This window comes from Bradyrhizobium sp. CCBAU 11386 (assembly GCF_028128955.1).
GTDB lineage: Bacteria > Pseudomonadota > Alphaproteobacteria > Rhizobiales > Xanthobacteraceae > Bradyrhizobium.
Map to the genome: position 1 here is coordinate 59,954 of NZ_LBKA01000002.1, position 11,018 is coordinate 70,971.

Annotated in this window: 10 protein-coding genes and 1 pseudogene; 9 read left to right on the plus strand and 2 right to left on the minus strand. The window is 65.8% G+C overall.

Annotated elements, in window-relative coordinates; all coding sequences use genetic code 11:
* The first annotated feature begins 63 nt into the window (after positions 1-63).
* From XI09_RS00490 to XI09_RS00530, 9 genes and pseudogenes are all read left to right on the plus strand, one after another.
* Positions 64-1,062, plus strand: a pseudogene (locus XI09_RS00490) (Bug family tripartite tricarboxylate transporter substrate binding protein).
* A gap of 325 nt (positions 1,063-1,387) precedes the next feature.
* A complete protein-coding gene (locus tag XI09_RS00495) occupies positions 1,388-3,040 on the plus strand; it encodes an NAD-dependent malic enzyme (RefSeq protein WP_271565198.1) in 1,653 nt (550 codons plus the stop codon).
* Positions 3,041-3,312: 272 nt separating this feature from the next.
* Positions 3,313-3,705 (plus strand): BlaI/MecI/CopY family transcriptional regulator, encoded by a 393-nt coding sequence (locus XI09_RS00500; RefSeq protein ID WP_271565199.1) that lies wholly within the window; start codon positions 3,313-3,315, stop codon positions 3,703-3,705.
* Positions 3,702-6,221: a M56 family metallopeptidase gene (locus XI09_RS00505; RefSeq protein ID WP_271565200.1), complete on the plus strand. Its 2,520-nt coding sequence runs from the start codon at positions 3,702-3,704 to the stop codon at positions 6,219-6,221. Before XI09_RS00500 ends, XI09_RS00505 begins: the two co-directional genes overlap by 4 nt.
* Positions 6,222-6,391: 170 nt before the next feature.
* The gene (locus XI09_RS00510; protein WP_271565201.1) at positions 6,392-7,855 is read left to right on the plus strand and encodes a DUF1800 domain-containing protein; all 1,464 of its coding nucleotides are present in this window, start codon (positions 6,392-6,394) and stop codon (positions 7,853-7,855) included.
* 2 nt (positions 7,856-7,857) lie between these two features.
* Positions 7,858-9,108, plus strand: a complete 1,251-nt coding sequence (locus tag XI09_RS00515; RefSeq protein ID WP_271565202.1) for a DUF1501 domain-containing protein — start codon at positions 7,858-7,860, stop codon at positions 9,106-9,108.
* Positions 9,109-9,136: 28 nt separating this feature from the next.
* Entirely contained in the window at positions 9,137-9,301 is a 165-nt protein-coding gene (locus XI09_RS00520) for a hypothetical protein (protein WP_271565203.1), read from the plus strand.
* Between the two features lie 154 nt (positions 9,302-9,455).
* The gene (locus tag XI09_RS00525) at positions 9,456-9,980 is read left to right on the plus strand and encodes a septal ring lytic transglycosylase RlpA family protein (RefSeq protein ID WP_271565204.1); all 525 of its coding nucleotides are present in this window, start codon (positions 9,456-9,458) and stop codon (positions 9,978-9,980) included.
* Between the two features lie 103 nt (positions 9,981-10,083).
* Positions 10,084-10,239 (plus strand): hypothetical protein, encoded by a 156-nt coding sequence (locus XI09_RS00530; protein ID WP_164936166.1) that lies wholly within the window; start codon positions 10,084-10,086, stop codon positions 10,237-10,239.
* Here the strand turns inward: XI09_RS00530 and XI09_RS00535 are convergent.
* Together XI09_RS00535 and XI09_RS00540 are read right to left on the minus strand one after the other, a co-directional pair.
* Positions 10,211-10,552 carry a hypothetical protein gene (locus tag XI09_RS00535; RefSeq protein ID WP_271565205.1) on the minus strand — a complete coding sequence of 114 codons (342 nt, stop codon included), beginning with the start codon at positions 10,550-10,552 and terminating at the stop codon, positions 10,211-10,213. The genes XI09_RS00530 and XI09_RS00535 overlap by 29 nt on opposite strands.
* Before the next feature lie 115 nt (positions 10,553-10,667).
* Positions 10,668-10,943, minus strand: coding sequence for a hypothetical protein (locus XI09_RS00540; RefSeq protein ID WP_271565206.1), 276 nt, complete (start codon positions 10,941-10,943; stop codon positions 10,668-10,670).
* Positions 10,944-11,018: the final 75 nt, after the last annotated feature.

Sequence of the window (11,018 nt, forward strand, 5' to 3'; positions counted from 1 at the left end):
AGCGTTCACTCCGGCTTCAGCCCGCTGACAACATGCGGGCGGCAAAAAGGCTGGGGGAGAACGATGCGGGGGCTGTGGGCCGGACTACGCGGTCATCTGATCGTCATTGGCGTGTTGATCGGATGCGCGGCAGGGACTGCGCCGGCAAGCGCCCAGCCCTTTCCATCGCGCCCCATTACGCTCGTGGTGCCGTTCGCGGCGGGCGGGCCGACCGACACGCTGGCGCGAATCCTGTCCGAACGAATCGCTGCCGAACTGCACACGACGGTGGTGGTCGAGAACGTCGCGGGCGCCTCCGGCAGCATCGCCGGCGCCCGCGTCGCGCGCGCAACCCCTGACGGCTCGACGATCACCATCGGCCATTGGGGCACGCATGTGCTCAATGGTGCGATCTTCAAGCTGCCCTACGACGTCATCGCCGATTTCGAACCGGTCGCGACGATTGCGATGGGGACGCAGCTCATCGTCGGCCGGAAGTCGCTCGAGGCGGGCAATCTGAAAGAGATGATCGCGTGGCTGAAGGCCAACCCCGGCAAGGCCACCGCCGGGACGGCCGGCGCCGGCACCGGCGCCCATGTCGCCGGCGTCTTCTTCAAGGCGAAGACCGGGACCGACTTCCAGTTCGTGCCCTATCGCGGCGCGGGGCCCGCCATGATCGATCTCGTGGCCGGCCAGATCGACATCATGTTCGACCAGGCCTCGAACTCGCTGCCGCAATACAAGAACGGTGCGATCAAGGCGTTCGCCGTGACCTCGCCGACAAGGCTTGCATCCGCACCCGATATTCCGACGGTCGACGAGGCGGGGCTGCCCGGCCTCTACATCTCCTACTGGCACGGCATCTGAGCACCGAAGAACACGCCGAAGGACATCGTCACAAAGCTCAACGCGGCCATCGTCGCCGTGCTCGCCGATCCCTCGGTCAAGCAGCGCTTTGGCGAATTGGGGCAGGAGATTCCACCGCCAGATCAGCAGTCGCCTGCGGCACTCGCGGCCTTCCAGAAGGCCGAGACCGAGAAATGGTGGCCGATCGTGAAGGCCGCCGATATCAAGCCCGAATAGCAGCGCGGCGCCACGAGCACTGCTCCTCATCCCGAGGAGGCCGCGGAGCGGCCGTCTCGAAGGATGGCTGCGGGCGAGATCGGGGGCCTTCATGGTTCGCCCGGCGATGCAAAGCATCGTCCGGACACGGCGCTGGCGCGCCTCCTCACCATGAGGAGAGCGAGTTTGCGGCGTTAACCTTTGCCTCGCGCTGATCTGCGATCTGCACTAAAATTCTCGCTGCGGTGCGAGATCATCATCGACACATGAGTCCTATGTCCTTGATCTCCGGGGAGCGCTGGCCGACAATGCTTGCTGTTCAATAAGAAACTCCTTGGGGGAATTCGTGAATAGACCTGCCCGGGTCGCTGCCCAGTCGCCATCGTCCGATCAATCGCACGGCATGACGCTGCTGCGCGATCCCTTGCTCAACAAGGGCACCGCCTTCACGGAGGCGGAGCGCGCCGCGCTCGGCCTGCGCGGTCTCTTGCCGCCTTGCGTGCTGACGATGGAGACGCAGGTCGATCGCGTGCTCACCAACCTGCGCATGCTGCCGACCGATCTCGAAAAATATGTCGCGCTGAATGCGCTGCATGACCGCAACGAGGCGCTGTTCTTCCGCGTCGTGGTCGACAATATCGACGAGATCCAGCCGATCATTTACACGCCGACCGTCGGGCTCGCCTGCCAGAAATACGGCCTGATCTTCCAGCGGCCGCGCGGCATGTTCATCTCCTCGCGCGATCGCGGCCAGATCGCGGAGATCCTGAAGAACTGGCCCTATCCGGCCAGGCTGATCGTGGTGACCGATGGCGAGCGCATCCTGGGCCTCGGCGATCTCGGTGCCAACGGCATGGGTATTCCGGTCGGCAAGCTCTCGCTCTATTCGGCCTGCGCCGGCGTGCATCCCGAGCACTGCCTGCCTGTTGTGCTCGACGTCGGCACCAACAATGAAGAGCTGCTCAACGATCCCTATTATCTCGGCCTGCGCGAGCGCCGGCTCACGGGCGAGGCCTATGACAGCTTCGTCGACGAATTCATGGTCGCCGCGCGAAAGACGTTCCCGGGCGTGCTGATCCAGTTCGAGGATTTTGCCAATCACGCGGCGTTCAAGCTGCTGCACAAATATCGCGATGAAGCCTGCGTCTTCAACGACGACATCCAGGGCACCGCGGCGGTGGCGCTTGCCGGCCTGTTCTCGGGCCTGCGCATCTCCGGCGGCAAGCTGAGGGATCAGAAAATCCTGTTCCTCGGTGCGGGCGAGGCGGCGACCGGTATCGCCGATCTCGTGGTCTCCGCCATGATGGCCGAGGGCGCCACTGAGGCCGAGGCGCTCCGCCGCAACTGGCTGGTGGATTCCCGCGGCCTCGTCGTCAGCGGTCGGGATGGTCTGTCCGGTCACAAGCTCCGCTATGCGCATGCCGACCAGGCGCCGATCACCGACTTCCTCACCGCGATCAAGACGCTGAAGCCGACGGCGATCATCGGCGTCGCCGCGGTCGGCGGCGCCTTCACGCCCGACGTGCTCAAGGCGATGGCCGAACTCAACGAACATCCGATCGTGTTCGCGCTCTCCAATCCGACCTCGAAGGCCGAATGCTCGGCAGAGGATGCCTATCGCTACACCGAGGGCCGCGCGCTGTTCGCCTGCGGCAGCCCGTATGACCCGGTGAAGCTCAACGGCCGCACCTTCGTGCCGCGCCAGGGCAACAACTCCTACATCTTCCCCGGCGTCGGCCTCGGCGTCATCGCCACCCGGTCGCGCCTCGTCACCGACGAGATGTTCATGGCCGCCGCGCATTCGCTCGCCGATTGCGTCGGCAAGGAGGACCTCGCGCAGGGCAGCCTCTATCCGGCACTCCCCCGCATCCGCGAAGTCTCGGTCCGCATTGCCGCCGCAGTGGCAGACGTCGCCTATCAGCGCGGGCTCGCCGACGGCCCCGCGCCCAACGACGTGAAGGCCCTGGTCCAGTCGCAGATGTACGAGCCGAAGTACTGAATGCTTCCACGCCGTCATGGCCGGGCATAGCCGTCCGAAGGACGGCGTCGCTTCCGCTCGCCTATGTCCCGGCCATCCACGTCTTGCCTCGCAGCACGAAGAACGTGGATGCCCGGGACAAGCCCGGGCATGACGACGACATGCCGTTACCGGCCCCCCGGTTAGGTCAGCACGGCGATACCATTTCAGGTGGAATCGCCGTTGCGCGGCGCGGTTGCATATGCGACGCTCTGTAGCGTTACAAGAAGACTCAATCCGTAAGGTCAGATGCCATGGACGATCGTTTGCCCGAACTGGGCGACCTCGAGCACGAGGTCATGCAATTGGTTTGGGCCCATGGTCCTGTTACGGCCGAGGTCGTGCGCGAACGGCTGTCGCGGCGTCTGAAGGAATCCACCGTCCGCACGGTGCTGCGCCGGCTCGAAGAAAAGGGCTATGCCAACCACACCGTGGACGGACGCACCTATGTCTACCGCGCGGCCGAAGAGCGCTCGCGGGTTGCCGCCAAGGCGGTGCAGCGCATCGTCGACTGGTTCTGCAACGGCTCGATGGAAGAGGTCCTCGTCGGCATGGTGGACAATGCGATGCTCGACCAGCAGCAATTGCGCACGCTGGCCGACCAGGTGGCCAAGGCGAAGAAGGCGAGGGGAGTGAAGAAAGAATGATCGCAACTCTGGCTGAGGCGGCGCTGCGCTCCTTTGTGCTGGGAGGCGTCGTCTGGTTCGGTCTCAACCTGTTTCGCGTGCGCAATCCGCACGTTCACATGACGGCGTGGGTCGTCGTGCTGCTGGCCTCGCTCGCGATGCCCTTCGTGATGCATTGGCCGACGCTCACCATCGACCGGCTGCCCCTGTCCGTGCCGGTGCCGGACGAATTCTGGCCAACCGATATTTCGATGCTGGAGACGCCGCAGCCGGCGTTGCCGATTGCGCCCGGTGCGGCCATTGCGCCGCCGGCCAGGAGTGCTGTGTCGATCGATTGGTGGCTGGTGGCCACGATCGTCTATGCCGGCGTCGCCGGCTTCTTGCTGCTGCGGCTCGCCATCGGCCTCTGCCTGACCTGGCGCCTGGCACGGGCGGCGATGCCGATGAGCGCCCCCAACATGATCGATGCCGACGTGCGGATCAGTCGCGACGTCGGCGGCCCCGTCACCTTCGGCTCGACCATTCTGGTGCCGCCGCAATTCTCCGGCTGGGACGCGAAGAAGCGCCTCGCTGTGCTCGCGCATGAGGGCGCGCATGTCGCCAATCGCGACTTCTACGTCCTCTTGCTCGCGTCGCTCAACCGCGCGGTGTTCTGGTTCAGTCCGTTGCCGTGGTGGCAGCTCGCGCGGCTCGCCGAGCTTGCCGAGATCATCAGCGACGCCCAGGCGATCGAGGTGATCGACGACCGGCTGTCCTATGCGGAAATCCTGCTCGATGTCGCAACCGGCGTGAAGCCGCGGCCGATGGAGCTCGCGATGGCGCGGGCCTCGACCGTGCGCGCCCGCATCGAGCGCATCATCGCGGCTGCCGCGATGCCCGTCGCGGTCGGCTGGCGCAAGCGGCTGTGGATCACGGCCGCGATCGTTCCGGTCGTGATCGTGTCCGCCGGCATGATCGCCTATCGCACGCCGGATCCCGCGCCCGTCGCGGCGGATCTCGGTGAAGTGCCGGCCCAACATTACCGCCCCTTCGTCAATTTCTACGCGATGGGCCCGGCCTCGGTTTTCGCCATCTTCCGCGAGGGTGACGAACTCTATGGCCAGCTCACCGGGCAGCGCAAATTGCGCCTGACGGTTGGCAATGACGGCACCGCCTCCTACGCCGCCTCGTCCGGCGAGATCACCATCCCGCTCGATGCGGAGCGCCGCTCCGCCGAGCTGATCCTGCGCATGAACGGCCGCGACATTCGCGCGGTTCGCATCGCCGAGATGCCGACGGCGGCCACCGATTCCGTATCACTCGACCAGTATGTCGGCTGGTACAGGGTCGCGCCGAACCGCGTGCTCACGGTGCGCCGCGACGGGGATCGGCTCCAGGTGCAGGAAACCGTGCAGGGCCGGGCGGCGCTTCTCGCCGAAGGTGCCGACGTCTTCTCGATCCATGGCGACAATCTCCTGATCTTCCTGCGTGACGACCAGGCCAAGGTCTCGCGCGTGCTGGTCCAGAACGCGGTCTTCGGCGCCCGTCTTGCGCCGCGGATCGACGCGGCTGTGGCGCAGGCGATCGAGGCCGACTTCGCGCGCCGCATTGCGGAAGTGCCGGATCGCTTCCGCGAGCAGGTTCCCGTCGCTGGCGGCAAGGAGATGATCCTGCGCGGGATCGAAGACCTGCGCCACGGCACGCCGAATTACGATCGGATGAGCGCACCGCTCGCTGCCAAGGTCCACCGTCAGGTCGACGAATTGCACGCGACGTTCGTCGCTCTCGGCCCGGTGGAGTCGCTGTTCTTCCGCGGCGTCGGGCCTGGCGGCTACGACATCTATGGCGCCAAGTTCGAGAACGGCACGGCGGAATTCCGCTTGCTGCTCGAGCCCGACGGCAAGGCCGGCGACGTCATCTTCCGCGCCGACGGCAATGACGAGCTCGGTGGCATCGTGCCTTGCGCGGAGGAGGCGAATGTGCGCGGTCGCGCCGGCACCTCGCCGATCCGGATCATGGTCTATAACGAGATGGGTGACGACATCCGCGTCTTCAATCTCGATGCCGACGGCAATCGCAAGGCGCAGAGCGTGGTCAGGCCCAACATGTCCTGGGCGTCCACGACCACTGTGAACAGTCCCTGGGTGATTGCCGACAAGTCGGGGCGTTGTCTTGAGGTCTTGATACCGGGCCGGCAGACGCGCTTCCACAACGTCGAAGCTTCGAACATCGGCGCAAAGCCGGGGCGTGCCGCGCGCCGTGCCGTTCCGATCGCCAATGGCGAGGAGATGTTGCGCCGCTACATCGAGGGCGTCGGCAAGGGCCAGCCGGACTACGAGCGCATGACGTCGGAAGTCGCTGACATCACCCGTCAGCAGCTTCCGTTCGACCAGGCGATTTTGGCACGACTCGGGGAGCTGCGTGCGGTTTCCTTCCGCGGCGTCACCGCGCTCGACAGCGACATCTACATCGCCCAGTTCGCCAACGGCTCGGCGGAGTGGCGCATCGGCGTCAGGAACGGCACGATCACCAAGATCGCGCTCGGGCCCAACTTCTAGGATTGTTGCGGCCGCCCGTCCGTCAGACTGGCGGCTCCCGAGTCCTCGATGGCAATGCCTCAATCTCCGCTTGTCGGCCCACGTCGACAATGCTACGTTACGTAGCATTACGGCTCGTAGCCTAGCAAGGCACCGCCGCCGGGCAGGCACGAAAGAATTGGGCGTTCGCCATGAGCAATTCCGCAAAGGCCGATTCCGTGCTGGCGCTTCATCGCTTCGGGATGGGGCCGCGACCGGGATCGATCGCCGCCGTCGGCACCGACCCGCGCGGCGCGCTGATCGCCGAACTCGACAGGCCGCTGGTGCTGACCGCCGCGGCCGCCCTTCCCACCAGCGCAAAGGCGTTCCGCACCGTGGCCGACGCCAATGCGCGGCGCACGGCACGCGCCAAACAGGCGCAGCAGCAGGCCAAGAAGCAGCAGATGGCTGCGGTGCCCGTCATGTCCGAAGATCAGACGCAAGGACAGGCACAGGGCCAGAGTTCCGAGAAGGACGCCGCCGAGATGGCGGCCAAGCAAGCGGCCGAGGCCATTCCCGATCCCGGGCGCCCGATCTATTTGCAGGAAGCCAAGCTGCGCACCGAGGCTGCGCTCGCAGCCGACATCGGCTTCGCCGAGCGGCTGGTCTGGTTCTGGTCCAACCATTTCTGCGTTTCGGCCAACAAGATCCAGAGCATGTCCGGCGCCTATGAGCGCGAAGCCGTTCGCGTCAACACACTCGGCCGCTTCGTTGATCTCCTGCTGGCCGTCGAGGGGCATCCGGCGATGCTGTTCTATCTCGACAATCTCAACTCGATGGGCGCGAACTCGACCGCCGGCATCAACCGCAGCCGCGGCCTCAACGAGAACATTGCGCGCGAGATCTTGGAACTGCATACGCTCGGCGTGCGCACCGGCTACACCCAGGACGACGTGATCAGCTTTGCCAACGTCCTGACCGGCTGGACGCTGCTGCCGCCCGGCGCCGATCCCCAGCATGGCGGCGAGTTCACCTTCAATCCGCGGCTGCACGAACCCGGCGGACAGACGGTGCTCGGCAAGCGCTACGAGCAGGAGGATGCCGAGCAGGGCCGCGCCGTGCTGCGCGATCTCGCCGCGCATCCGGCGACCGCGACCCATGTCGCTTCCAAGCTCGCGCGCCATTTTGTCGCCGACGAGCCGCGGCCGGCGCTGGTCGAGCAGATGGCGAAAACCTTTCGCGACACCGAGGGCGATCTCAAGCAGGTCGCGATCGCCATGGTGTCGTCGGACGAGGCCTGGCGCGGGCCGCCGTCAAAGCTCAAGCGTCCCGGCGAATGGGTGGTCGGCATGGCCCGCGCAACCGGCATCACGAGCGTCGATCCTGTCCGCTATACCGGCGGCCAGGAACTTCTCGGCGAGGCGCTGTGGCGCCCGCCGGCGCCGAAGGGCTATCCGGACGACGAGGCGAGCTGGATCGACGGAGTCGGCCGGCGGCTCGACGTCGCCAATAATTTTGCCGAACGCATCACCGGCATGGCCGATCCGCAAGTCATCATCGAAGACGTCTTCGCATCCAAGATCGCGCCCGAGGTGAAGCAGGCGGTCGGCCGCGCCGAGAGCCGGCAGCAGGCGCTCGCGCTGCTGTTCATGTCGGCGGATTTCCAGAGGAGGTGACCATGGGCTCTGACAATCATTTGCCCACGCGGCGCGAGCTTCTGATCGGCTCCGGTACCCTGTTCGCCTGGAGTCAGATGCCGCGGATCGCGCGCGCCGAAGGGCGCGATCCACGCCTGCTCGTCATCGTCCTGCGCGGCGCACTCGATGGTCTCGGTGCGGTCGCGCCGGTCGGCGATCCCGACTGGATCTCCTTGCGCGGCGATCGCGCGCTGGTGCTGGATGGCAAGCCGCCGGCGCTGCCGCTCGATGCCTTCTTCGCGCTCAATCCGGCGATGCCGAACCTGCACAGGCTCTACAAGAGCGGCAAGGCCTCGATCGTCCACGCCGCGGCCACGCCCTATCGCGAGCGTTCGCATTTCGACGGCCAGGACGTGCTCGAGAGCGGGTTCACCAGACCCGGCGCGACCGCGTCGGGATGGCTCAACCGCGCGCTGGTCGCACTGGAATCCGGCGGGCGCGTCGATCCGCGCGGCAGTCGCGCGCTCGGCATCGGCTCGGTGACGCCGCTGGTGGTGCGCGGCTCCGCGCCGGTCATGACATGGGTGCCGCAGAAACTCTTGCCGGCAAGCCAGGACACGCAGAATCGCCTGCTCGATCTCTACCAGCACACCGATCCGAAGCTTGCGAGCGTGCTTCAGGCGCGCATGAAGCTCGCCTCGCTCGACGGCGCGATCGGGACCGGCGATCCGATGTCGGACGATCCGACGCTGGCGCCTCCCGGCATCGCACGCGTGCGCGCCTATTTCGCCGAAGCGGCCGGCACCGCCGCGCGCTATCTTGCAAAGCCCGACGGCCCGCGCGTCGGCGCCATGGGCTTCGTCGGATGGGACACGCACATCGCCGAAGGCGCGGCCTCGGGCCAGCTCTACAATCTGCTCGGCGCGCTCGACGGCGCCTTCGCCGCGATCGAGACCAACATGGGCGAAGCCTGGCGCGAGACGGTGGTCGTGGTCGTCACCGAGTTCGGCCGCACCGCACGCATCAACGGCACGCAGGGCACCGACCACGGCACGGGCACGGTCGCTTTCCTCATCGGTGGCGGGCTCGCCGGTGGCCGCGTGATCGCGGACTGGCCGGGCCTGAAGCCGGCGCAGCTTTTCGAGGACCGCGATCTCAAGCCGACCACCGACTTGCGCGCCGTGCTGAAGGGTCTGCTCAGGGATCATCTGCGCGTGGAGGAAAAGGTGCTCGCCGAGACGGTCTTCCCCGGCAGCGCCGATGTCAAACCGATGCAAGGCCTCGTCGGCTGACGGCGCCTCTCGAAACCGGATCGGGTTCATGGGCACACTGACACAACGGGAGCTCGACTTTCTCGCCAGCCTGAAAACCGGCTGGCGAAGGCTCTATCGGCGTGAGCTGGCGCGGCTGCTGAAGGGGGACGCCGAGGCGAGCGATGCTCAATCGGAGGCGCGCCCGATCGTCTGGCGCATTGTATCAAGCTGATATTTGGCTGATTTGTCCCGATTCAGGACACGCCAGTGTGGTGGAATCGTCACAGCCGGGTGCGAAAAAAAGCTGGCCTCAGGCCCGCTTTTGTTCCGACAAGGTTCTGCCCTCATTGCCCACCGAAACTTGAGGCCGTTCGGAGGGGCGTATCATGTCTCGCTTTGCACGTGCCGAAAGTGCCCGGATTTCCCCCGCAACCTCGTGCCGGTTGCTGCTCGCCATCATTGGCGCGGCCTCGCTCGCGGCCTGCGCGCAATCTCCGGTCGGCCGCCAGAAGGCCGATCTCGCCGGCACCAGCCGGCAGGCCGCGGCCGAGCGGCCGCATCGCGTGGCGGCGCTGCATCCACGGCCGATCAGCCGGGCGCGTCCGTCCGGTGATGCGGGGAGCAGCACGCGGACAGGCTCGCATGGCGTTGCCAGCTTCTATTCGGATACGGAGACTGCGAGCGGCGAGAGGTTCGACAAGAACGAGCTGACCGCAGCCCATCCCAGCCTGCCGTTCGGCACGAAGCTGCGCGTCACCGATGTTTCCTCCGGCCGCTTCGTGACCGTCAGGGTCAACGATCGCGGGCCCTACGTTCGCGGGCGCGTGGTCGACATCTCGCCTTCCGCGGCCGAGGCGCTCGGCATGGTGGACAAGGGTCTCGCCAATGTCAGGCTCGACGTCGTGCGGTAAGGGGCGATTGGTCGATGCAAGGCGCCGCCGCTTAACCGCCTGTTAGCCGCTTCTCACGCACCATGGATGCCCAACAATTCAGGACTTTTGGGGAGGCGGACGCTTGAATACGATCCAGTATCTCGAAGATCAGGCCGCGCGTGCCGAGCGGCTCGCCAAACGGATCACGGATACGCTGACGATCGAAAAGCTCCTGGCCTTCGCCGACGAACGCCGCCGCGAGATCGAGGTCATCGCCGGCAAGTATCGGCGCGCTTAATCCCCCACGAGGTGTTGCTCTCGACGAAATCGCTGAGATGGTCGGGAAGCGTGATGCGGTCGATGTCACAGCGCGCCAGGATTTCGGCGGCGATCTCGGGCGAGATATCCTTCACCCAGTGCTCGAGCGTGTTGAACGAGATCACCTTGATCGGATCGTTGAAGCAGCCGGCGACGAGCTCATTGATCGCGACTTCGAGATCGTTCCGCTCGATGCGCATTTCAGTCACCTCGTCGCGGCGGTCGATCACCACGAATAGGGTCTGGTCTGCGCCATAGGGCACGACCGGAGATGGCACGCCAGCTCTAAGCATCTTGGACACTCACGCCTTGGCTTCCGATCTCCGTTAACTGGAAAAACCGGAGGAAGGTTCCTGTGCGTGTGGATGAAGCTTGTCATGCACGTGCAGCTTTGGCGTCTGCACGCAATCAGAGAAATTCTCTCAGGCGCGAGAGCTCGATGACGTGCTCGGGCGAGAGGATATCCGTGACCAGCGGCGGCTGCGCCGCCGTGCGGATCTCATAGAGATGCCTGGTCGCTGCCGGCTTCTCCATGAACGCCGAGATGCATTCGTCGAGCGTGCCCTCGCTCACCTGGTAGGACACGCGGTCCGGCCGGCGCTGGTTGGCAAGTGACGGCCATTTATACAGCGCCGCAAGTGCGCCGAAATCGACCTTTGAATCCGTAACCGGTGCGTCACCCATCGTCACCGCCTCACGCAAAAAGAACCCCAGCACGCAAATCTGCGCGCCGGGGCCTACATCCTATCGCTGCATCTC

What these genes read in the sequence shown, in the direction of transcription:
- XI09_RS00510 (WP_271565201.1), top strand. Translation starts at nt 6,392, where the DNA reads ATGAGCAATTCCGCAAAGGCCGATTCCGTGCTGGCGCTTCATCGCTTC.
- XI09_RS00535 (WP_271565205.1), bottom strand. Translation starts at nt 10,552, where the DNA reads ATGCTTAGAGCTGGCGTGCCATCTCCGGTCGTGCCCTATGGCGCAGAC.
- XI09_RS00505 (WP_271565200.1), top strand. Translation starts at nt 3,702, where the DNA reads ATGATCGCAACTCTGGCTGAGGCGGCGCTGCGCTCCTTTGTGCTGGGA.
- XI09_RS00540 (WP_271565206.1), bottom strand. Translation starts at nt 10,943, where the DNA reads ATGGGTGACGCACCGGTTACGGATTCAAAGGTCGATTTCGGCGCACTT.
- XI09_RS00520 (WP_271565203.1), top strand. Translation starts at nt 9,137, where the DNA reads ATGGGCACACTGACACAACGGGAGCTCGACTTTCTCGCCAGCCTGAAA.
- XI09_RS00515 (WP_271565202.1), top strand. Translation starts at nt 7,858, where the DNA reads ATGGGCTCTGACAATCATTTGCCCACGCGGCGCGAGCTTCTGATCGGC.
- XI09_RS00500 (WP_271565199.1), top strand. Translation starts at nt 3,313, where the DNA reads ATGGACGATCGTTTGCCCGAACTGGGCGACCTCGAGCACGAGGTCATG.
- XI09_RS00525 (WP_271565204.1), top strand. Translation starts at nt 9,456, where the DNA reads ATGTCTCGCTTTGCACGTGCCGAAAGTGCCCGGATTTCCCCCGCAACC.